The organism is Dehalogenimonas sp. W, assembly GCF_037094495.1.
In the GTDB taxonomy this organism is placed as follows: domain Bacteria; phylum Chloroflexota; class Dehalococcoidia; order Dehalococcoidales; family Dehalococcoidaceae; genus Dehalogenimonas; species Dehalogenimonas loeffleri.
Map to the genome: position 1 here is coordinate 1,240,619 of NZ_CP146612.1, position 23,305 is coordinate 1,263,923.

Below are 23,305 nucleotides of genomic sequence, written 5' to 3' on the forward strand. Positions count from 1 at the left end.
GGCCCCATTGGAGGAATCAAGGTGAAAGGTTCAGTTAAAATTCTGGCTCGTCCCAAGCTGAAAGATCCATATATGCTGGCGGCCTGGCCGGGTATTGCCAATGTGGCCTTGATTGTCGGGACGTTTCTGGCCCATAAACTTAATCCTAAACCCTTGGCGGAAGTGATTGCCCCGTACTTTTTTGATCCCATCGGGGTGCTGGTTCAGAATAATCTGGTAGAGTCACCGCAATTTCCGGAAAGCCGGTTTTTCTATTGGAAAAATAAACCGGGTAAACGGGACTTGATTCTCTTTATCGGGGATGATCAGCCGCAAAACAAGACCTATGAGCTGGCCCACAGTGTTATTGATGTTGCCGAGCGATTCGGGGTGAAGCGGCTGTACACCTGTGCTGCCGCTTTGACTCGCATCCATCATTCGGAGCAACCGAAAGTTTGGGGGGCGGCGACACAACCGGCGCTGCTTGAAGAGATTAAGCAATACGATCTGGTTCTGGGCGGCGATCTGCAGATTTCCGGCCTTAACGGGTTGCTCCTGGGAGTGGCCAAGGACCGGAGGTTGGATGCCATGTGTCTCCTGGGTGAGGTGCCGCATTATGCCTCCCGGTTTCCCAATCCCACGGCCGCTCTGGCGATTACCGAAGTGCTGCTCAAGATGCTGGATGTGGATGTTGAACTGGATGAACTTAAGGAGCAGGCGGTTGAGGCCAGCAGCCGCTTAAAAGAAATGGCCGCTGAGGCCATGGGTGACTACATTGACTATTTTACCGAGCCGATTTGGGAGAGCGGCGGAGAATACGGAGACGAAGAAGAAGATGACGAAGCCGGATCACAGAACTGAGCCCGGAGAACCAACTTTTGAGGGCGTTTTAGTCAAGCTGGCGAAAACGGGTACAGATTTCTCCAATTCCGAAATTGCCGCCCTCAGCCTGGCTTCACCCGAAGATAAACAGCTTTTTGCGCGTTATTGGGCAGAAATGGCTGAACCCCGCAAAGCGCAGGTTCTTGGTCGGATGCTGGAACTGGCGGAAGAGGACGCCAATCTGGACTTCAGTCCCTTATACCATATCCTTTTAGAGGATCCGCTGGCCCCGGTGCGGGCTGGTGCCGTCCAGGGGCTGTGGGAAAATGAAGACCCGTCGTTAATCCGCAGGTTTATTCCGTTGATGGAGAATGATCCTGATGCCGGAGTTCGGGCAGCGGCGGCTCAAGGTCTGGGCCAGTTCGTTTTGATGGCCGAGCACGGCAAACTGCGGCGGGAAATACGGGATCAGTTGCTGGAAAAATTACTGGCCGTGTTCGGTAATTCTGAGGAGAAAGATGAAGTCAGGCGGCGAGCCCTGGAATCGGTGTCTTTTCTGTCCTGCCCTGAGGTTCGCCAGGCGATATTGGATTCGTATGATTCACCTGACCCTTTCGTTCGAGGTAGTGCCCTGTTTGCTGCCGGGCGTAATCTGGATCCCGGTTGGCTGGATATGCTGCTGGATGAGTTATCCAGCGACAATCCGGAACATCGTTATGAGGCGGTGGTCGCCTGCGGGGAGTACGAGGATGAACTGGCTGTTCCGCAGTTAATCCGCCTGACTTTGGATGCGGATGTTGAAGTAAAAATGGCGGCCATTACCGCCCTGGGCAAAATCGGTGGGGCGGAGGCGAAGCAACATCTGCGTGACCTGACCGAAAGCGATGATTCGGCGGTGGCGGAAATGGCGGTTCAGGCTTTGAACGATATGGTTACCGATGATGAAGTCATGGACTTGCTGGCGGACGAAAATGGCCCGGTTCAGGGCGGCTGATCAGGGGCAGTTCATTATCAAAAAGTTTGGTCAATAATTATTATTAGACGGGAGTGTCGCGGTTTACGATTGAATCAAAAGTTTCATCACCCCATAAAGCCTTGACACGCCCTTGTCCCCTGTGATATTATTCTACTTCGTCAGCGATTGACGGGCACCTTAACAACTGGATAGCGGAAGAAAAAAAAGCCAATTTTATTGCAGCGTAAATTCGTTTTAAAATAGCCTGGAGAGTTTGATCCTGGCTCAGGATGAACGCTAGCGGCGCGCCTTATGCATGCAAGTCGAACGGTCTCTCGCAAGAGAGATAGTGGCAAACGGGTGAGTAATAGATAAATAACCTGCCTTTAAGTGGGGGATAACACTTCGAAAGAAGTGCTAATACCGCATGTGATGCTCTTTCATAAGAAGGATCATTAAAACCGCAAGGTGCTTGAAGAGGGGTTTGTCTCCGATTAGCTTGTTGGTGGGGTAACGGCCTACCAAGGCAATGATCGGTAGCTGGTCTGAGAGGATGGTCAGCCACACTGGAACTGAGACACGGTCCAGACTCCTACGGGAGGCAGCAGCAAGGAATCTTGGGCAATGGGCGAAAGCCTGACCCAGCGACGCCGCGTGAGGGATGACGGCCTTCGGGTTGTAAACCTCTTTTCTCAGGGAAGAATAATGACGGTACCTGAGGAATAAGTCTCGGCTAACTACGTGCCAGCAGCCGCGGTAATACGTAGGAGGCGAGCGTTATCCGGATTTATTGGGCGTAAAGTGGGCGTAGGTGGTCTTTCAAGTCAGATGTGAAATCTCCCGGCTCAACTGGGAGGGGTCATCTGATACTGTTGGACTTGAGTATGGCAGGAGAAAACGGAATTCCCGGTGTAGTGGTGAAATGCGTAGATATCGGGAGGAACACCAGAGGCGAAGGCGGTTTTCTAGGCCAAAACTGACACTGAGGCCCGAAAGCGTGGGGAGCGAACAGGATTAGATACCCTGGTAGTCCACGCCCTAAACACTGGGTACTAGGTATAGGGAGTATCGACCCTTTCTGTGCCGAAGCTAACGCTTTAAGTACCCCGCCTGGGGAGTACGGTCGCAAGACTAAAACTCAAAGGAATTGACGGGGGCCCGCACAAGCAGCGGAGCGTGTGGTTTAATTCGATGCTACACGAAGAACCTCACCAGGGTTTGACATGTTAGAAGTAGTGAACCGAAAGGGGAACGACCTGTTAAGTCAGGAGCTATCACAGGTGCTGCATGGCTGTCGTCAGCTCGTGCCGTGAGGTGTATGGTTAAGTCCTGCAACGAGCGCAACCCTCATTGCTAGTTATATTCTCTAGCGATACTGCCTCGCAAAACGGGGAGGAAGGTGGGGATGACGTCAAGTCAGCATGGCCCTTATACCCTGGGCTACACACACGCTACAATGGGCGGTACAATGGGTTGCCACCGGGTGACCGGGAGCTAATCCCCAAAACCGCCCTCAGTTCGGATTGCAGGCTGAAACTCGCCTGCATGAAGTCGGAGTTGCTAGTAAACGCGTGTCAGCATAGCGCGTTGAATACGTTCTCGGGCCTTGTACACACCGCCCGTCACGTCATGAAAGTTGGTAACACCTGAAGTCGATAGGCTAACCCGCAAGGGAGGCAGTCGCCCAAGGTGGGACTGATAATTGGGACGAAGTCGTAACAAGGTAGCCGTAGCGGAAGCTGCGGCTGGATCACCTCCTTTCTAAGGAATACGAGAGCCTCGCTCTCTATCCTAGGTCGGTCTTCAACGCGAGTTGAAGTATTTGATTGGCTACCTTTTTCTTCCGCTATCCAGCGGTTAAGGTGAAATTGTTTCAGACACCAAACAGCGGCGCGTTAAACAACGCGCCGCTTGATTTTAGGAGCAGTACTGGGTTAAAATTAGCTCCGTTCATTCACATTCCCGGGCCATTAGCTCAGTTGGTTAGAGCGCGGTCCTGATAAGACCGAGGTCCCTGGTTCGAGACCAGGATGGCCCACCAGTCAGAGTCCCAAAGAACCGCTTAAACGCGGTTTTTTCTTTGCCGCCAGGGCATAACGATTGAAAAAACGCAGAATAGTGAAAATAGTAGTGCTATTCTGATAGAATACCTTAGCCTGATTTCAAGTACCGCCTGCCTCCACGTGAGGAAAGGCTTTCAATAGACAAATACTCTGTTCCACCCGCAATACCTTCACCGATACTTTATGGGGACAGGCGCGTTGATTTCTTACAAAGGAGATTATGCCGCGATGCAGTACAAACCATACACCTTGCATAATTTCAAAGATATCCCCCAAATCCGTACTCTAAGTGAGCAACAGATTAAAGACATTGAGATAGTTGGTACCGTTTTACCTTTTCGTACCAATAATTATGTCGTGGATAATCTGATTAACTGGGATAAGGTTGCCGATGACCCGCTGTTTATCACCACTTTTCCGCAAAAAGGGATGCTGTCGCCAAATGACTATGAATTGATCAGGGAGTTTTTGGACGGTGGGGCAAATGCTGATGTTATCCAAAAAACCGCCGGGAAAATCAGGGCGAAGTTGAACCCTCACCCTGCCGGCCAACTACAACACAATACTCCGACCGTTGAAGGCGAAATGCTGGAAGGTATTCAGCATAAATATCGTGAAACAGTGTTATTTTTTCCGGGTCAGGGGCAAACCTGCCATGCCTATTGTACCTTCTGTTTCCGTTGGCCTCAGTTTGTCACCGGGATGGAGGATTTGAAGATAGCCTCGCGGGAGGTTGGGCGACTGGTAGACTACCTGAAAATTCGGCCAGAAGTGACCGATGTCCTGATTACCGGCGGCGACCCGATGGTGATGAAGGCCGGGATTTTGGCACGTTACCTTGAACCGTTACTGGAATTGCCGAATCTGAAAACCATTCGTATCGGCACCCGGACGCTGTCGTTCTGGCCTCATCGCTATGTAACTGACACCGATGCTGAGGATGTGCTTGGGTTGTTCCGAAAGGTTGTTCAGGCGGGCAAACACCTGTCTTTTATGGCCCATTTTAATCATCCAGTTGAACTGAAACCTGATATTGTCAAAGAGGCTGTCAGGCTCATCCAGCAGACCGGGACGGTCGTCCGGACGCAATCGCCCCTGCTGAGGCACGTTAATGATTCTCCTGACGTATGGGCTGAATTGTGGCGGCAACAGACGACCCTGGGTTGTGTTCCTTATTATATGTTTATGGCTCGTGATACCGGCGCTCAACATTTCTTTTCAGTCACCTTGGCAGGCGCCTGGGAAATATATCAACAGGCCTTTCAAGCCGTAAGCGGCATCGGCCGAACCGCCGAAGGTCCGGTTATGTCCGCTTTGCCGGGTAAAATTCAGGTAATGGGAGCCACCACAATTGCTGGTGAGAAAGTATTTGCCTTGCGTATGGTTCAGGGACGCAACCCGGACTGGGTGAATCGGCCTTTCTTTGCCGCGTTTGATGAAAAAGCAGTTTGGTTTAATCAACTGAAACCTGCTTTCGGGGACGGCGAATTCTTTTTTGATGAGGAACTGGCTGCGCTGCTGGAGTCCGGCGAAACCGAATCAGATTTCTAGCTTTTTGTTGAAATAATTCACGGGATACTGTTGGTAGCGCAACACTTGAATTGTTAGGGGTAAGAAGAAAGGGGTGGAAATTTCCACCCCTTTTCTTCAAAGCGCACCCTTGTAACCGTATTAGCTAGCGGCGTCTATGGCGCCTTGGATCCAACTGTCAAACAATGTCTGATTAGCGGCAATCCATTCATTCGCATCCTGGACGATGTCTTCTGGCCGATTTTCACCTTGGAACATCTCATAGTTTTGCGCGAAGATATCTTCCAGCGGAATCTGCAGGTTTTTCAGGATGTAAGCGGCCGCCGGGTTGGCATTCAGGAATGCTGAATTAGCGACCACCTGAATATTGTTGGCCGGCCAGCCCATGTTAAAGGGCTCGGCGGCACCGGCTTTACCAACCAGGTTAGCGACGAAGGTTTCGTCTTCAAGATCTGACTGGTCTGCTGGTAAAGTGGAGAATGGAACCTCCAGCCAGACCACGTCCTCACCGGGTACCAGTTCGTTCACAGTCCAATTTGGGGTCCAGGTGTAGAAAAAGACAGGTTCCCCCGCGTTGTATCTGGCGACTACGTCGGCCATAGCCGTATTGTAGGCGGCCTGGGTGGCGTTAATATAGTCATTCAACCCGTAAGCTTCCATCTGGTGCAGAATTACGGCTTCGCAGCCCCAGCCGGGGGGACAGGCAACCATATTAGCTTTATCATCGTTATCGGTATCAAACAAAGCCGCAATTTCGGGGTCTTTGAAGTCTTCAATACTGGTAATCCCATATTGCTCAGAGGTGGCTTTGTCAATCAGGTAGCCCTGCAGGGCGCCGCCCATGGCAAATTCACCCACAACTTCGCCTTTACCCTCAATGATGCTCAGATATTGATTATGCAGCGGGAACCAGCCATCAGCCCAGAAATCTACATCGCCGGTGGCAATGGCATTGTAGAAAACGGGGTTATCAAGCGTGATGGGGTCTTTGACATCATACCCTAGTTTCTCCAGGGCCTGAATGAAAACCTCGGTTTGGAACCAGCCAGTATCCCAGGTTGGTTGGGCAACATTTACGGTTGTGCCGTTGCCAGGTCCATCATCAGTGCTATCGTCGCTACAACCTGTAACCAGCAGAGACAGCGACAATACGACGGTAAAACCGACAAGCAATAGTTTGCGCATTTTGGAATTCATGTTTTCCTCCTCTTAGAATATTTTCAACAATCTCCTCAGGTGCGCCATAAGGAGAAGTTAGAAACGGGGGTTTAACTCCGTCAGGTTTTTGTCTTCTTACGGAGTGATTTGAACAGGGTGACAGCTTTTTGGAATAAGCCAGTACCCTTTCTGGGTTGGGCAGTGGTTAAAGATTGGGACATTCGGTCAAGGATGATGGCAATGGCCACAATACCGATACCGCCGATGGCCGCGTAGCCGACATCATTACGTCCCAGACCGGTCCAAACCACCAGACCCAATCCGCTGGCACCGATAAGAGCGATGACGACCGCCATGGACATGGCCAGCATGAGAGTTTGGTTTAAACCGGCCATTATCGTAGGCATAGCCAGCGGTATTTGAATATTAAGCAGTATCTGGTTGCTGGTACCGCCGAAAGACCGTCCGGCTTCCACCACATCTTTGGGCACCTGGCGGATACCCAGGTCGGTCAGTCGGATAATCGGCGGCAGGGCAAATACTATAACGGCAATCAGTCCGGGTACCAAACCGACACCGAAGAGCATTACTATGGGAACCAGATAGACAAACGCCGGAATTGTCTGCATGGCATCAAGCAAAGGCCTTATGATTCCCGCGAATTTGTTGCTGCGGGCAGCCAAAATTCCGGTTGGAACACCAACCAATATACAAAAGATGACGGCAGATAAGACCAGGGCCAAAGTGGTCATAGTTGCTTGCCATAAGCCCAGGAAACCCACAAAAGTCAAAGTGATTGCGCTTATTAAACCGAAAACCCAGCCTTTGAGACGCCAGCCAATTAGAAACACGACCAATAGAATAATCAGCGGCGGCAGCCATAGCAGGAAGTCTTCGGTCCCGCTCAAGGTGAAATCAAAAGGCTTTTTTACAACCTGGAAAAAACTGCGGGCATTGAGACTGATCCAGTTAACAGCTGACTGTATCCAATCGTCTAACGGGATTGTATAAAGGTTAAACGGCCACATAAGGTTACTCAGCCTCCCTTTGGGTGGCGGCATCGTCGGTGTTGCCGTTGTTATTGGATTCGCTGCTAAGCGGCGAGACACTACTCAATACATCCAGCGGTTCCAGGATGCCGCGGAAACGACCCTTGTCGGAAACCACCGCAATCGGCAGGCTGTCGCCGCACAAGGTCAGCACTTCACCCAGCGGGGTGTTTTCCTCAGTTTGCGGAAAGTCGGTCATCATGACCTCTTCCAGCTTGAGGTCGCCTTTGCGCACTGCTTTGGCAATATCCTGATCGGTCACCAGCCCCACCGGTTTGCGCTGCCGATCAACTACATACATGGCATCTGATTTGGTCTGACGCAGCCGCACTGAGGCGGTTTTGACCGTGTCATGAGTAATTGTCAGTGTATCCGCTGGCTTCATTATGGAGGAAGCACTGAAAACCAGACCGCGGTTCACATCGGAGGTGAAAGCGGCGACATATTCGTCAGCCGGGCTGCTGACAATTTCTTCTGGAGTACCGATCTGCACGATGCGACCGTCCTTCATCACTGCGATATGGTCGCCCATTTTGAGCGCTTCGTTCAGATCGTGGGTGATGAAGATGATGGTTTTTTGTAAAGTCTGCTGCAGGTTGATCAGTTCATCCTGCATGTCCCGCCGGATTAAAGGATCCAGAGCAGAGAATGGTTCATCCATCAGCAGGATTTCCGGGTCGGTCGCCAGCGCCCGCGCCAGCCCGACCCGCTGCTGCATACCACCGGATAGATCTGCGGTCAGCCTGTCCCCCCAACCGTTCAGTCCGACAACGTCTAACGTATCCTGAGCCTTTTTACGATCCTCTTCCGTCAGAGTGCCCCGGATTTTCAGTCCGAATTCAACATTTTCCAATACCGTTTTATGGGGCAGCAGGGCAAAATGCTGGAAAACCATGGCTATTTTGGTTCGGCGGATTTCTCGCAATCGGCGGTCGTCCACTTTGGTGATATCCTCGTCGTCAATAAGAATGCTGCCGGCACTGGGATTATGCAGACGGTTCAGACAACGGATGATGGTGGATTTGCCGGAGCCGGAAAGACCCATAATCATAAAGGTCTCACCCTGAGTCACAGAAAACGAGGCGTCTATCACTGCGGGGATATTGCGAGATTTTTTCATAATCTCTTCCCGGGTAACGCCTTGCTTTAATTTTTCAATGGAGGATTCCGGGGCAGGTCCGAAAACCTTGTAAAGATTTTCCACCCTTAATTTCGTGTTACTTATGACTTCCTCGCTTTTGTGTCGGATTGGAGACCGGCGAAGCCGGAAAGTGGCCGTATCCGCGAAGTTCTATGGTTCAATATTATAACATATTAAAACATAATGCAAGCGATAAATCGGATTAAATACAGGAGTATATGCGGATTACAGTTGCTGCCTAATGTTGAAAATGCTCGCCAATGCCTGAGAATTGATGTAGTAGAAATATATTATCGCCGGAGAGTCCTGACTGGTGTTATGGGACTGAGTCTGCTTAAATTACCCCGTAACTTCACTGGAGGTGGTATGGTCAATAATTACGAGATTAACGAACTTGGCAAGGAAGAATCATGGCGGATGTTTCGTATTATCGGTGAGTTCGTGGAGGGTTTTGATAAACTGTCCGGTGTCCGACCGGCCGTCACTATATACGGATCCGCCCGGGTCAAACCGGATGAAAACCTTTATTCACTGACCGAAGAGATCGGTTACCGGTTAGGCCAGGAAGGGTTCTCTGTTATTACCGGAGGCGGCCCGGGATTGATGGAAGCGGCAAATAAAGGTGCTGCCCGCGCCGGTGTCACCTCGGTCGGTCTGAATATTCTGCTTCCCATGGAACAGCAACCGAATAAATATGCCACTAAATCTTTGTCCTTCAATCATTTTTTTACCCGCAAAGTCATGCTGGTAAAATACGCCACCGCCTTCATCATCATGCCCGGCGGACTGGGGACTCTGGATGAACTGACTGAAGTTTTAACGCTGATGCAAACTGAGAAAATCAGACCCTTCCCGGTGATTTTATTCGGCAGTGATTTTTGGAATGGCTTTTTGGACTGGCTGCGGGGTATGGTGATGGGTCGGGAATATATTTCTAAAATAGATTGTGACCTTTTGCGCGTAACCGACAGTGTTGATGAAGTGATTGAGATTATCCGTAAATGGCATCAGGAGCACAAACTGATCGGGCAGGGACTGGTTAACGGGCATTAAAGTTATCCCAGTGTGAAAACACGGGTGGAATTAAAAGAACCTGCCGGTCACGGCAGGTTCTTTTGCTAGTCTTTTAATTGAATCTAATGATGGTGTTCGTGCGATGATGGGGTCGGTTCAAAGGGCGGTTTTTCACCGCGGCGTTCGTAATAATTCTCAATCGCTTTTCTCAAAGCCTCTTCGGCCAGCACCGAACAGTGCATTTTGACCGGCGGCAGACCGCCCAGAGCCTCGGCAACGGCTTTGTTGGATATTTCCAGTGCCTCTTCTATGGTCTTGCCCTTAACCATCTCGGTTACCATGGAACTGGTGGCAATAGCGGCCCCGCATCCGAAGGTCTTAAAACTGGCATCGGTGATGATGCCGTCCTTGACCCGGATATAAAGCTCCATGACATCACCGCAAACGGGATTGCCCACCCGGCCGACGCCGTCGGGATTTTCCATCTCACCGATATTCCGCGGATTTTTAACGTGTTCTATGACTTGTTCGCTGTAAGCGGCAGGTCCGTTGCTCATCTTATTCTCCTATTTTACTGCGCCCGGCGCCAGGGGCGACATCGCTCGTAATTTTTTTACAATACCGGGCAGAGTTTCAATCACCCGGTCAATATCTTCGTCATCGTTGAATTTACCCAGGCTGAATCTGATGGAGCCGTGCGCCTCTTCTGCCAGACGACCGCAGGCCAGCAACACATGGGAAGGTTCCAGGCTGGAGGAACTGCAAGCGGAACCGGTGGAGGCAGAGATCGCTTCAAAATCCAGGTGGAGCACCAGGGATTCACCTTCAACGTACTGGAAGGAGATATTGACATTGTTCGGCAGCCGTTCAGACGGGTGCCCGTTCAAGGTAGCGTCGGGAATGCGCTCCAATAGTTCCGCGGCCAGGCGGTCGCGCAGGGCGGTGATTTTCTCGGTTTCGTCGTTCATTTCGGCCATGGCAATCTCGGCGGCCTTGCCGAAACCGACAATGCCGGGGACGTTCTCAGTGCCGGGGCGCTTGTGGCGTTCCTGGCTGCCGCCGGACAAAAGAGAGTCAATCCGAACGCCCTTTTTGATATAGAGCGCACCGATACCTTTGGGGCCGTAGAGCTTGTGACCGGACATGCTAAGCAGGTCGGCATTGAGGTCTCCGACGTTGACCGGAAGATGACCGGTCGTCTGTACGGCGTCAACGTGAAACAGGATGCCGTGCTGCCGGGCAATGCGGCCGATTTCGGCCACTGGCTGAATCGTACCAATCTCGTTATTAGCATGCATGATGGATATCAGAATGGTCTTTGGCGTTATGGCTTTCTCCACGTCGCCCGGAGCAACCTTGCCGTAGCGGTCCACCGGCAGGAAGGTCACTTCAAAGCCGTGTTTAGCCAGATACTCGCAGCTTTCAATTACGGCGTGATGCTCAATACTTGACGTAATGATATGGTTGCCTTTATCCGACCTGGCCCAGGCGGCACCCTTGATCGCCCAGTTATCCGCTTCAGTGCCGCCGCTGGTGAAGAATATTTCGTCATCCCGGGCGCCGATCAGAGCGGCGACCTGACTGCGGGCATGTTCCACGGCCACCCGTACCGTTTGTCCGGTGCTGTGAACTGATGACGGGTTACCGAACGACTCCTTCAGAAACGGCTGCATCGCCTCCGCTACCCGGGAGTCAACCGGAGTGGTCGCCGAATTATCCAGATAAGCCTGTTTCATTAAAAAGCCTCGTTTTGTCGTTAGACGCCAGGTTGGTTAGCTGAATAGACATCCTGAAACAGCCAGGTGGAGAGATAACGCTCGCCGGTATCGGGCAGTACCGCCACAATCAGCTTATCCTTCATCTCAGGTCGTTTGGCGACTTCCAGAGCCGCCCAGACGGCGGCGCCTGAAGAGATGCCGGCCAGGATGCCTTCTTCTTTAGCCAGGCGCCGGGCGGTGATCCCGGCGTTGTCATTACTCACCTGTATTATCTCATCAATGAGTTCAGTTCTCAAAACTGCCGGGATAAAACCGGCACCGATTCCCTGAATTTTGTGCGGTCCGGGCTTGCCGCCGGAAAGCACCGGTGAAGTTTCAGGTTCCACGGCGATGGTTTTGAAACCGGGTTTACGCTGCTTCAGTACCTCGGAGACACCGGTAATGGTGCCGCCGGTGCCGACTCCGGCTACCAGCACGTCCACCCGCCCTTCGGTATCGCGCCAGATTTCCTCGGCGGTGGTCAGTCGGTGAATTTCCGGATTGGCCGGGTTATTAAATTGCTGCAGGATTATATAGCCCGGATTGTTGTCCGCAATTTCCTGAGCGCGGCGGATAGACCCGCCCATACCCTCAGCGCCCGGGGTGAGTACAATCTCCGCTCCCAGAATAGCCAGGAGTTGCCGTCGTTCCATAGACATAGTTTCAGGCATGGTCAGAATGAGCCGGTAACCGCGGGCAGCCGCGGTAAAAGCCAGCGCGATGCCGGCATTACCTGAAGTCGGCTCTACGATGGTGGTTCCCGGTATGAGTTTGCCGCTGGCTTCGGCGTCGGTAATCATGGCCACACCGATGCGATCCTTGACGCTGTGCAGCGGATTAGAAGATTCAAGTTTGACCGCCACTTCGGCAACGGCGCCTTCAGTAAGGCGGTTCAGCCGCACCAGCGGCGTGTTGCCGATGGTCTCGGTGATGTCGGCAGCAATCCCGCGGGTAAGTGCCGGAAATTCCCGGTTTCTGAACTGAACTTTCCTGACTTCGGTTTCCCTGGTCATTATATATTCCCCCTGTTCGTATTGGTAATTAAATAAATGCCGGTTTGAGCCAGGATATTCGGCAACAACCTTACCCTGGCGTTACCGTTAAGGAAGTATTTCTGCTCAACCCTATAATCGTTTTCATGACAGAAGGCAGAAAAATCCGACAGGCTGAGGAAATGGAGATTGGGAGTATCGTACCACTGGTAGGGCAGCGCCTTGGTTACCGGTACTTTACCGATCACGCCCAATCGCCAGCGGGCGGAGATATAAGCAAAATTAGGCACACCCACGATAGCCTGTTTGCCTACCCGCAACGCTTCGGCAATGACTTCCTGAGGGTTTTTTACCTGCTGGAGGCATTGATTTAAGATGACATAATCAAAAGAATCATTGCCGTATTCCGTCAGTCCGTTATCAATATCCTGATGGGAAACCGACAGGCTGCGGGCCACACAGCGGTAGATAGCCTGTTCCGAAATTTCCACTCCGCGAGCCCTGACCTGTTTTTGCTCGTTCAAATAGGCCAGCAGGTCACCATCGCCACAACCGAGGTCCAGCACGCTGCTTCCCGGCTTGATCAGCCCGGCGATAATCCGGTGGTCTTTACTGACAGTAGTCATGACAGTAGGCCTTCCGTCGGGTGCAGTTCCCGGCTGACCTTGCGCAGGAAATGGCTGATAAGATGGGTTTCTTCATCCACCTCCAGCAAAAAAGCATCGTGACCGTAGGTGGAATTGATTTCGCAGTAGGTCACGTCAATTCCGGCGAGCTTACAGCCGCGCACCAGTTCCCGGGATTGATGCGCCGGGTACAGCCAGTCGCTCTTAAAGGCCAGCACCATAAAATGAATATTTCGGGCCACGGCCAGCGAATCCGGCAGGGACTTTTGTCCGGCCAGGTCGTACAGGTCAATCGCCCGGGTCAGGTATAAATATGAATTGGCGTCAAAACGTTTAACGAAAGAGTCGCCCTTATATTGCAGGTATCCGGCTACTTCAAAGTCGGTGCCCAGCTTGGCCCCGTCCTCCCGGCGTTCACGAAAACGCCGGCCGAATTTATCGGCCATGGACGCATCACTCATATAGGTGATATGACCAACCATCCGGGCCATCGCCAAACCGCGTTCGGGTGCTTTGCCGTCATAATAGCGTCCGTTGTTGAAGTGCGGGTCAGCCATGATGGACTGCCGGCCGACCTCATTAAAGGCTATCTGCTGCGGTGAGTGGTGGGTGGTCGTAGCGATAGCGATAACCGAGTTTAATCGTTCCGGATGATTGACCGCCCAGACCAGCGCCTGCATGCCGCCCATACTGCCGCCGGCCACCGCCAGTAGTTTGTCTATTCCGAAATGCTTCACCAGTTCCAGTTGCGCCTCCACCATGTCGCCGATGGTGATCAGCGGAAAATCCAGGCCGTACGGCTCGCCGGTAGCCGGATTGGGTGAAGCCGGGCCAGTAGAACCCTGACAACCGCCGATGACGTTGGAGCAAATGATGAAATGCTCATCAGTGTTGAAAGCCTTGCCGGGTCCGACCATGGTGTCCCACCAGCCGGGTTTGCCGGTGGCGGCGTTTAATCCGGCGACATGGGCATCGCCGGTCAGCGCATGGCAGATTAACACCGCGTTGGAACGGTCTGCGTTCAATTGCCCGTAGGTCTCATAAGCCAGTATTACCGGCGCAATCACTTCGCCGGATTCCAGCGTCAACCGGTCAATGGTAATGTATTGGGTCTTGACCAGTTCGGTAATTTTGGATGGTTGTTCGTTCATGGCTTCACGCCTCAGGTTGCCGCTTTATTCAAGGCCTGGTCAATATCGGCGATGATATCATCAATATGTTCAATACCGATGGACAGCCGGATATAGTCGGGTGTCACGCCGGCAGCCGCCTGCTCATCCTCCGTTAGTTGCTGGTGGGTGGTGGAAGCCGGGTGTATCACCAGACTCTTGGCGTCGCCGATGTTGGCCAGATGGGAGATCAATTTAACCGAGTTTATAAATTTAGCCCCGGCGGCCAGTCCGCCCTTGATGCCGAAGCCGACCATGCCGCCGAATTTGTTACCCAGGTACTTCTTTGCGGTTTCATGATTGGGGTTGTCGGTCAGACCCGGGTACACCACCCAATTCACCAGCGGGTGCTGTTTCAGGTGTTCTGCCACCTTGAGGGCATTTTCTGAGTGTCTCTCCTGGCGCAGCACCAGTGTTTCCAGCCCCTGCAGCAGTTGGAAGGCGTTGAAAGGGGATATGGACGCGCCGAGGTCGCGCAGCAACTGTACCCGGGCTTTTATGATGAAAGCCACGTTGCCCATGCCGGGGAAATCCCCGAAGACATCCCAGTATTTTAGGCCGTGGTAGGCAGGATCGGGTTCGGTGAAATCAGGGAATTTGCCGTTACCCCAGTTGAATTTGCCGGAATCCACAATGACGCCGCCAATGCTGGTGCCGTGACCGCCGATGTATTTTGTGGCCGAGGCGATGATAACATCAGCCCCGAAATCAAAGGGCCTGGTCAGGCCGACGCCGATGGTGTTGTCTACTATCAGCGGGACACCGGCCTGGTGGGCGATTTCAGCCAGAGCGGTAAAATCCGGTACGTCCAGTTTAGGATTGCCGATTGTTTCAGTATACACGGCGCGGGTCCGGCTATTGATGGCAGCCTTGACACTTGCCGGGTCGCCGGAGGGGACGAATTTTACTACCCTGCCCAGTTTGGGAAAGGTATAGTGGAACAATTCATAAGTACCGCCGTAGAGATTGCTGGTAGCCACAATTTCGTCACCCGGTCGGGTGATATTCAATAAAGCCAGTGTTTCAGCGGCCTGACCTGAGGCAACGGCCAGCGCGCCGGAACCGCCTTCAATAGCAGCCACCCGGCGTTCAAAAACGTCAGTGGTCGGGTTCATCATTCGCGTATAGATATTCCCGAATTCCTTCAGGGCGAAGAGGCTGGCGGCGTGGTCGGAATCTTTAAACACAAATGAAGTCGTCTGGTAAATCGGTACGGCGCGCGCGCCGGTGGCCGGATCGGGCGTCTCCTGTCCGGCATGAACGACGATAGTTTCAAGTTTTTGAGCGGTCAATTCAGGTCCCTCCTTGGTTTATTATAGCTGAAATATCCAGACGGCATCAGATATAGTACATATCGCCGTCCTGGGACATCTTGGCCTGCTGACGGCTCACCAGGTCAGCCAGGGTCGTCTGATTCAACACTTCGTTCATCGCCCGTCCCATATCGTTCCAGACATCTCTGGTAGGGCAATAACGGGCCCGGTCGCATTTATCCGGGCTGTGGATACAGTCCACCGGCTCAATGGGGCCTTCCAGCAGACTGACCACTTCGCTCAGTTTTATGGCATCAGGGGACTTGGCCAGTTTGAGGCCGCCTTTGGCGCCGCGGACGGATTGGACCAACCTGGCGTCAACCAGCGGGCCGACCAGATGCTCCAGGTATGACAGCGAGATTTGCTGACGTTTGGCGATATCCTTGAGAGGAATCACCTGATCTCCATAATTCTGGGCCAGGTCCAGCAGGGCGCGAGTACCGTAACGGGCTCTGGTGCTTAGTTTCATTAATTTTCCTCCGGCAAAGTTGATGAAAAGCATCAACAAACTGATAATATCAGTTGGCTGTCACCCTGTCAAATCCGGTTTGGGCGGAAACGCGACAGGAAGCCTGCGCCGCGGGGTTATCGGAAAAAGGGGCAATCTAAAAAAGGAGCCGTTGCTCAAAACGGCATTGTCAGCGAAGGACTGACATATCTCTTGCCGGCCATGGCGTGCCGGATAGCCGTGGCCACATGCTCAAAGCCATAATCTTTGAGGATATAGCAACTGGCACCGGCCTTCAGTGCCCGGATAACATAGGGCTCATCGCTGTGCATGGACAGTACCACTGTTTTTGTTTTTATTTTATTTTTCTGAATGGCCTCCGCCAGTTCAATCCCGGAATAATAGGGCATGGACAGGTCGGTGACCAGAACATCCGGTTTGTGGTGCATTGTCAGCGCCATGGCTTCAGCACCGTCGGCGGCCTCGCAAATTATCTGAAAATCAGGTTCAAATTCCAGTAACGAGCGTATGCCCTGGCGGACAATCTTGTGGTCGTCGGCCAGAATGATTGTTATCCGGTGGTTATGGCTGTTAGTTGTCATATTGTTAATATATTACAAACTCCGTTGAGTTAAAATCCGTATTAATACGCGATTATTACGAATAACTTACTGAAATTCTCTCAGCGGCAACTTCACCGTGACCACGGTCCCCTGACCGGTGTTTGAATTAACGGAGAATTGGCCGCCCAGCAGTGTCGCCCGTTCTCGCATAGCGGAAAGTCCGGTAGAACTGCCGGCGCTCAACTCGGCGGCACTGAAACCTTTGCCCCGGTCGGAAATATAGAGCATAATCGCTGAATCTTTTACCATTATTTTAACTTCAGCTTCCAGAACACCGGCATAGCGCAGGACGTTGGTCAGGGCCTCCTGAATGATGCGGAAAATGCCGATATTCATTTCTGCTGACAACTCCGGCAGGTTATCATGGTGGAAAATGACTTTTAATTCTGCCTGCTCTTTGAGTTGCTTGAACTGCCATTCCAGCGCAGGTATCAGTCCCAGGTCATCCAGAATACCGGGACGAAGTGACAAAGACAGGTTTCGTACCTGTTTGATAATCTCCGTGATCGTATTAGAGATTTCCTTAAGCACCGGGCGTAACTCCTCGGTAGCAACTTGCTCCGCTTTACCCAGCAGCAGTTTCACAACGGTCAGGCTTTGCCCTGTCTGATCATGAAGTTCGCGGGCAATCGCCCGTTTTTCTTGTTCCTGGGCGGATAGCAGACGGTTGGAAAGGGACCGCAGAGAAGCTTCCGCCTTTGCCCGGTATTCAAGTTGCTCCAGGAGTTTATCATGGGCTGACACTAGTTCCCGGGTGCGTTCCTTAATGCGGGCTTCCAATTCAGAGGTCATATTCTGCAATAATTGTTCTGCCTGTTTTCGGTTCGTGATGTTGGTAAAAATACCGACGTTAGCAATGATCTCGTTGTTTTTATTCCTGACCGGAGTGGTTGCTCCCATTACTGTTATAGGATCTTTACCCTCACGGGTAACCAGTATTTCTTCGTTGGTGACTGTTTCGCCGTTCTTCACCGTTCGATACATGGGCCAATCTGATGTGGCATATTGTCGGCCATCAGAATGAAAACAACACAGGGCTTCAAATCTGGATATGTTTTCAGGAATCTGCCCAAAAATATTAACAATCTCGCTGTTGGTCATCAGTAAACTGCCTTCTGTGTCCCGAAGGATTACCCCGGAAGGTAGCTGGTCGATGGTATTTTGCAGCAACAGGTGTTGTTTTTCCAACAACATTAGAAGGTTTTCACGTTCGGCCTCAACGGTTTTCCGCCGATTGATATCCTTGATGATATGGACGGTTCCGATGCAGCGGCCTTCCTGATCAATGATGGGGGAGGTGGTAGCTTCAACGTAAATATCCAGTTTGGGTTCAAATAATTCCTCACTCACCGTCCGGCCGCTGGCCATGGTTCGGGCGTGCGGGCAAATGGCGTGCGGTCGAGCGGAGTTGTGAACGATGTCATGGCAGAGCCGGCCGACCGCTTCTGCCGGGGATATGTTGAATATCCTGCCGAAAGCCTGATTGGCGCGGACGATGCAGTGCCGGCTGTCCAGCAGTATCACCGCGTCATTAATAGAGTCAAAGGTTGCCTGCCACTCTTGAGCGGCCTGGCGTAATTTCTCCTCGTTTACTTTGCGCTCGGTTGTATCGTAAAATATTGTTGCGAAGCGCCCGGGCGCTGGTGAGTAAGCTTTTACCTGATACCATTTTCCGATACTGGTGCTATAATTTTCAAAGGTGACCGGGATGCCGCTGACCGCCACTTTACCATAGGTCTCAATCCAGGAAGATTCTATGCCGGGAATCACCTCACGGACATTCTTCCCAATCACATCTCCTGCCTTCAAGCCGGTTGTCTCTTCAAAAGCGGCATTGACTTCAATGAAACGGTAGTCAATCGGAGTTCCGGCTTCATCAACAATGATTTCGTGCAGAGCGAAAGCTTCGGTCATAGTTGTGAAAAGGTCCCGGTATTTTCCTTCGCTCTCCCGGAGTGCCTTCTCTTGCATTTTACGTTCAGTGATATCTTCGGTGATGCCGAAACCGCCGAGCAGTTCTCCGGAATCATTCGTTTCCAGGAAAGCTTTTTCACGGACCCACTTTTCGCGACCCTCAACAATAATCCGATGTTCAATGTCGTAAGGCTCGCCTTTGAGGGCTGCTTTCCAGCATCCATCCACATGCTGGCGGTCATCGGAATGGATAGTCCCCAGAAAGGTTTCGTAAGTCAACGGAATACCCTTGGGGATTCCGAAAATCCTATGGTTTTCATCCGACCAACTCAAAACGTCCTTCTGGACGTCCAATCGCCAACTGCCGATATGCCCAACCGTCTGAGCCCGGTTAAGATCCTCCCGGGTTTGGGTCAACGTTGCTTCTATTTGTTTACGGGTAGATATTTCCTGTATCAAACGGTCATTTATCAGCGCCAGTTCTTTGGCACGATTTTCAAAACGCTCTTCACTCTTTTTCAAATTATGAAATAAAATGCTGAAAGGCCGGGAGATTCCAGTTTCAATCAGCGCTTTGTAAATAAAGTAATAAGAAACTACTAGCAAGGAATGCCCAAGGGTATTCATCAAGCCGTAAGCGTCAGCATAGAGAGTCAAAGTCATTTCCGAACTTATGTTAACGCCCATGGCGATAATCAAGTATCTAAATACGTTGCCGCTGAATTGACCTCGTTTCTTGTATAGAAGAATAATCGCGCCAAGCAGGATACCGGAAATGATGAACTCACTGATTATCTTGAAAGCAGTTAATCCATTTTCCGGGGTGAATGTCGCCGGGAAAATCGGCCAGATCAGAATGGAAGTTATGATTAACGATGTGGTCAAGGCATATGCGCCAAAAGCAGGGCCGATTTTCAATCGGCGTGAGAGATATCTCGTTGCCGACAGCAGGGTCAGAGCTTGTAGATAACGGGCGGCAATCCAAAACTGAGCAGCCAGGTTGGTAGGTTCAAAATCCTGAAAAACGCCCATGCCGCGGTAAGACAGGGTGTGAAAAGCATTGAGCAGACTGACGAACAAGAAGCCGATACCTATTAACAACAGATAATCGTTGTCCAGAAACTTTCGGGCGTTCCAGGCGATAATGAAAACACTGAAAGCGACTACCACACCGAAAAGCTCAATAAAGCTGTGAAACAACAGGTAATCCACCTGGCTAAGCAGGTACAAACCAATAAAGGCCAGGAAGGAAATTATTATTACGATGGCGGGTGATTTGAAACCTAAAAAATTATTCATGGCTCCTTAATCACCTGACTCTTGCCTGTTTATATCAACTATCCGGCGCTTAACGATATCAATCACGTCTTCTGGGTGGTGAATAGTCCAGGCTTCTTTAACCAGCCCTTTGGCGTGAATGGCTGCGTTAGTAAATGGCGTGGCCATGGCCACCACGTTCATGCCGGCGCGCATTGCGGCGGTGATGCCGTTGACCGAGTCTTCCAGCACCAGACACTCAATCGGCTTGACGGACAATACCTGGGCGGCTTTAAGATAGATTTCCGGGTCGGGTTTCCCGCGGTTTATATCTTCAGCCGTGAGTACCGCATCCAGCAACCCGCCGATATCCAGCGATTCCACGACGTGGTTAACGTCCCGGCGTTTGGAAAGAGTGGTCAGCGCGGTTACGCAACCCATTTGCCGGGCCATTTTCAGAATGGCAACGTTGAAAGGCCATTGGTTGTCCCGGAGTATCTGAGGGTCGGCCACCATCTTATCGTATATCCGATAACGGATGGCCGTCAGTGCGTCCCATGGCTGGGCGGCGCCGTATTGGGGCATCAGTTCACGGAGGTGTTTTTCCAGCCCCAGTTTTTCCATGACGTGACGGGAGGTCTCTTCGCGGGAAGCACCGATGACTTCGGCATAGGCTTTGCCGGCCCGGTCATCAGGCTTGTTGGTGCCCAATATCTCCTGTACCGCCAGGTCATAAGCCCGTGCCTTCAGCTTTTCCGTCTGTACCAGTACGCCGTCCAGATCAAAGATAAAAGCCCGGATCATGACCCCTTTACCTCGCTGATATATATTGTATAATGCTAAAGCAGGCGGGCTTCAAGGTCAAATGAAACGGGAGAGATGCGATGAAAACCATCTACCTGGTTCCGCACAGCCATTATGACGCGGTCTGGGCGTTTACTAAAGAAGACTATTTTTTCATCAATATTGAAAAAATCCTGAAACCGGCGATAGATATGATGGCTGATCCGGGCTATCGCTTTTTGATTGAACAGACCGCCCTTCTGGAAGAAATTGAGCATCGCAATCCCAGCCTGTTTGCCGATATCAGTCAATATGTCGCAACGGGTCAGATTGAGATAGCCGGTGGTGAGTATTTGATGTCGGATACCATGCTGCCCGGCGGTGAAACACTGGTGCGGCAGATCCTTTTCGGGAAAAATTATGTTCGGGAAAAACTGGGAGTGGCGACCCCGGTGATGTGGGGTGCCGACGCTTTCGGGTTTAACGCCCAGATGCCTCAGATATACCTCAAAGCCGGTTTCCGTTATTTTGCCTTCCGGCGCGGTGCTGACCGTCCCGCTCCCACCGAATTCTGGTGGCAGGGGTTGGACGGCAGCCGAATTCTGACTCACTGGATGCCGCTGGGCTACCGCGCCGGCTTATTTTTGGATGAATTGGATGACAGTTATCAGAAGCTGGCTCCGGTGGCGGCCACTGAACATATCCTGATGCCGTCCGGCAGCGGCTCCATTCCACCCCAGCCGGAAACCGCTGCTGCGGTCAGGCGATGGAACCGGCGGCATAAAGATGCCCGCATGGTTGTATCGCGGGCTCGTGATTTTTTCCAGGCCTTGGAAAAGTCCGCTGACGGTCTTGAAATTCGTACCGGGGAACAGTATTCCGGGCATTATTCCCGTGTTTTTCCTCACTGTACCTCCAGCCGGATGTGGCTGAAGCAACAACAACGCCATTATGAACACCGGATTCTCGCCAGCGAAAAATGGGTCACCATGGGCTGGTTGCTGGGCGTGCCGTATCCGGTGGACGCTTTTCGCGACAGTTGGAAAAAAGTGTTGTGGGGTGCCTTTCACGATGTTGCGCCGGGAACAGGCATGGATGAAGGCTATGAAGAAGCGCATCATAATTACGACTATTTGAACAGTCATCTTACCCAGGTGCTTTCCAGCTTTCTGGAGCTTGTGCAGGATAATCTGGCCGCCCCGGCGGACATTATTGTATTTAACCCGTTGTCCTGGCCGGTGCGGAACTGGGTGGAAGTGGAGTTGGGTTTTGACCGCGGGGTGATCCGGCGTATCGGCGGTTTATTCGGTGGCGGCAGCGATGTGGAAGTGGAGATACTTGAGGCCACGCGTTACTCCGATGATTCCTACCATACGGTGAGATTGGGGTTCGTGGCCGCGGTGCCTGCATTCGGGTTTTGTACCTATCGGATTGTTAAAAACGGCCTTAAACCCCCCTCCGGTTCCCGGTTGAGAAACCGGGGCAACAGCATCCAGAATCAGTTTTTCCGTTTGGAGATTGACCCGGGCAACGGCTTGCTGGATCTGTATATGGACGGCAAACACCTGTGTTTCGGCAATGAGTTGGTGGTAGAGGAGGAAACCGGCGACCTGTACTATCACCGGCAAAATATGGCCGGTGATATCCGGACTGAAAGTGAGGCGGGAGTGACTTTCGGCCGCTTTCGCATGAAGCACTTTGAAATTGAAAAAACGCCGTTACGGCGGGTGGTACGGATGGAGAGCGACTACTATTCTCTCATCTGGCCGTATCGGCTTCAGGATAAACTGCGGCCGGTTTTGTGGCGACACAGTTATTTGTCGGTATCAAAAACAATCGTTGTTTATCATGACATTCCCCGCATAGATTGCGTAATCCGCATTGATAATCGCCATCCTCAGATGCAGCTCCGGTTGAAATTTGCCACCGATATCAAATCGCCGCAGTATACTTCCGAAATCCAGTTCGGTGCCGTGAGCCGCCCGGTTAACCAATCCAAAGACACCGGCACCGGTGATGAGGTAGAGAAGCCGTCAGGTATTTTTCCGGCCCAGAACTGGGTGGATTATTCCGATGATGAACGGGGTCTCACGCTGGTCAACAAGGGCTTGCCATCACATGAGGTGTGCGACGGAGCGATCTATACCACCTTATTACGCAGCATCCTGATGCTGTCTTCCGACGGTATCACCGGACCTGCTGTGCCGACGCCGGATGCCCAGGAGTTCAAAAAATATACTTACGAATACTCCCTATTCCCCCACCACGGGGACTGGAAAACAGCCCGGTCTTATCAGGTCGGCCATGAGGTAAACACTGGTCTCTCCGCCTTTCAACTCCACCTCAGTCCGCGGCGGCGCAAGGTATTTCCGGAGGCCTTTTCCTTTATTGAAGCCTCACCCGGCAACATTATTCTCTCGGCGTGTAAGCGGGCAGAAGACGGCAGCGGTATTATCCTGAGGCTTTATGAGGCGGGTGGTGAAGAAACCGCGGCGGTGGTGCGGTTTTTCAGTCCGGTAAGCGCCGGGACAGTTACGCCGGCCGATGACAACGGGTTGATCCGGCATCCGTCAGGGGTGAAACTGGTTAATCTCCTGGAAGAGGAAATAGAAGATCTTGGTCACGACGCGGGCTCCATCAATCTGGAGTTCAAACCATTTGAAATCGTCAGTTTGAAGATAATCTTTTAGTCATTTCGGTAAAAAACTTAGT

General features: G+C 51.9%; 18 protein-coding genes, 1 tRNA gene and 1 rRNA gene. 7 read left to right on the forward strand and 13 right to left on the reverse strand.

The features are described 5' to 3' along the window. Positions 1-21: 21 nt before the first annotated feature. From V8247_RS06465 to V8247_RS06485, 5 genes are all read left to right on the forward strand, one after another. Positions 22-840 (forward strand): PAC2 family protein, encoded by an 819-nt coding sequence (locus V8247_RS06465; RefSeq protein WP_338737029.1) that lies wholly within the window; start codon positions 22-24, stop codon positions 838-840. After that, the gene (locus V8247_RS06470; RefSeq protein WP_338737030.1) at positions 815-1,795 is read left to right on the forward strand and encodes a HEAT repeat domain-containing protein; all 981 of its coding nucleotides are present in this window, start codon (positions 815-817) and stop codon (positions 1,793-1,795) included. Before V8247_RS06465 ends, V8247_RS06470 begins: the two co-directional genes overlap by 26 nt. 223 nt (positions 1,796-2,018) lie before the next feature. After that, positions 2,019-3,517: ribosomal RNA gene (locus tag V8247_RS06475) — 16S ribosomal RNA — on the forward strand. 203 nt (positions 3,518-3,720) lie between these two features. Then, a tRNA-Ile gene (locus V8247_RS06480) sits at positions 3,721-3,797 on the forward strand. Between the two features lie 250 nt (positions 3,798-4,047). After that, positions 4,048-5,370 (forward strand): lysine 2,3-aminomutase, encoded by a 1,323-nt coding sequence (locus tag V8247_RS06485; protein WP_338737031.1) that lies wholly within the window; start codon positions 4,048-4,050, stop codon positions 5,368-5,370. A 120-nt stretch (positions 5,371-5,490) separates the two neighbouring features. On the opposite strand, the gene proX is transcribed toward V8247_RS06485, so the two are convergent. The 3 genes from proX to V8247_RS06500 form a co-directional block, all read right to left on the reverse strand. Beyond that, on the reverse strand, positions 5,491-6,546 hold the full coding sequence (proX, locus tag V8247_RS06490; protein WP_338737032.1) for a glycine betaine/L-proline ABC transporter substrate-binding protein ProX: 1,056 nt from the start codon (positions 6,544-6,546) through the stop codon (positions 5,491-5,493). Between the two features lie 80 nt (positions 6,547-6,626). After that, a complete protein-coding gene (locus tag V8247_RS06495) occupies positions 6,627-7,415 on the reverse strand; it encodes an ABC transporter permease subunit (protein ID WP_338737033.1) in 789 nt (262 codons plus the stop codon). A gap of 124 nt (positions 7,416-7,539) precedes the next feature. Then, entirely contained in the window at positions 7,540-8,676 is a 1,137-nt protein-coding gene (locus V8247_RS06500; RefSeq protein WP_338737034.1) for a betaine/proline/choline family ABC transporter ATP-binding protein, read from the reverse strand. A 252-nt stretch (positions 8,677-8,928) separates the two neighbouring features. Here V8247_RS06500 and V8247_RS06505 point away from each other — a divergent pair, with 252 nt between their 5' ends. Continuing rightward, a complete protein-coding gene (locus V8247_RS06505; RefSeq protein ID WP_375340859.1) occupies positions 8,929-9,750 on the forward strand; it encodes a TIGR00730 family Rossman fold protein in 822 nt (273 codons plus the stop codon). 83 nt (positions 9,751-9,833) lie between these two features. Here V8247_RS06505 and nifU read toward each other — a convergent pair whose 3' ends face one another. The 10 genes from nifU to V8247_RS06555 form a co-directional block, all read right to left on the reverse strand. After that, positions 9,834-10,268, reverse strand: coding sequence for a Fe-S cluster assembly scaffold protein NifU (nifU, locus tag V8247_RS06510; RefSeq protein WP_338737035.1), 435 nt, complete (start codon positions 10,266-10,268; stop codon positions 9,834-9,836). A 9-nt stretch (positions 10,269-10,277) separates the two neighbouring features. Next, on the reverse strand, positions 10,278-11,447 hold the full coding sequence (gene nifS / locus V8247_RS06515) for a cysteine desulfurase NifS (RefSeq protein ID WP_338737036.1): 1,170 nt from the start codon (positions 11,445-11,447) through the stop codon (positions 10,278-10,280). 20 nt (positions 11,448-11,467) lie between these two features. Next, positions 11,468-12,481, reverse strand: a complete 1,014-nt coding sequence (gene cysK / locus V8247_RS06520; RefSeq protein ID WP_338737037.1) for a cysteine synthase A — start codon at positions 12,479-12,481, stop codon at positions 11,468-11,470. Next, positions 12,481-13,086 (reverse strand): methionine biosynthesis protein MetW, encoded by a 606-nt coding sequence (gene metW, locus V8247_RS06525; protein ID WP_338737038.1) that lies wholly within the window; start codon positions 13,084-13,086, stop codon positions 12,481-12,483. The genes cysK and metW overlap by 1 nt, the downstream gene beginning before the upstream one ends. Continuing rightward, a complete protein-coding gene (locus V8247_RS06530; protein WP_338737039.1) occupies positions 13,083-14,237 on the reverse strand; it encodes a homoserine O-acetyltransferase in 1,155 nt (384 codons plus the stop codon). The genes metW and V8247_RS06530 overlap by 4 nt, the downstream gene beginning before the upstream one ends. A gap of 11 nt (positions 14,238-14,248) precedes the next feature. Continuing rightward, on the reverse strand, positions 14,249-15,547 hold the full coding sequence (locus V8247_RS06535; RefSeq protein WP_338737041.1) for an O-acetylhomoserine aminocarboxypropyltransferase/cysteine synthase: 1,299 nt from the start codon (positions 15,545-15,547) through the stop codon (positions 14,249-14,251). 46 nt (positions 15,548-15,593) lie between these two features. Beyond that, entirely contained in the window at positions 15,594-16,037 is a 444-nt protein-coding gene (locus V8247_RS06540; protein ID WP_338737042.1) for an Rrf2 family transcriptional regulator, read from the reverse strand. Positions 16,038-16,192: 155 nt separating this feature from the next. Next, positions 16,193-16,618 carry a response regulator transcription factor gene (locus V8247_RS06545; RefSeq protein WP_338737043.1) on the reverse strand — a complete coding sequence of 142 codons (426 nt, stop codon included), beginning with the start codon at positions 16,616-16,618 and terminating at the stop codon, positions 16,193-16,195. A gap of 66 nt (positions 16,619-16,684) precedes the next feature. Next, positions 16,685-19,852: an MASE3 domain-containing protein gene (locus tag V8247_RS06550; RefSeq protein ID WP_338737044.1), complete on the reverse strand. Its 3,168-nt coding sequence runs from the start codon at positions 19,850-19,852 to the stop codon at positions 16,685-16,687. A 6-nt stretch (positions 19,853-19,858) separates the two neighbouring features. After that, positions 19,859-20,614 carry an HAD family phosphatase gene (locus V8247_RS06555; RefSeq protein ID WP_338737046.1) on the reverse strand — a complete coding sequence of 252 codons (756 nt, stop codon included), beginning with the start codon at positions 20,612-20,614 and terminating at the stop codon, positions 19,859-19,861. A gap of 80 nt (positions 20,615-20,694) precedes the next feature. Between V8247_RS06555 and V8247_RS06560 the strand changes: the two genes are divergently transcribed. Then, positions 20,695-23,283: a glycoside hydrolase family 38 C-terminal domain-containing protein gene (locus V8247_RS06560; protein WP_338737047.1), complete on the forward strand. Its 2,589-nt coding sequence runs from the start codon at positions 20,695-20,697 to the stop codon at positions 23,281-23,283. The last annotated feature ends 22 nt before the right edge of the window (positions 23,284-23,305 follow it).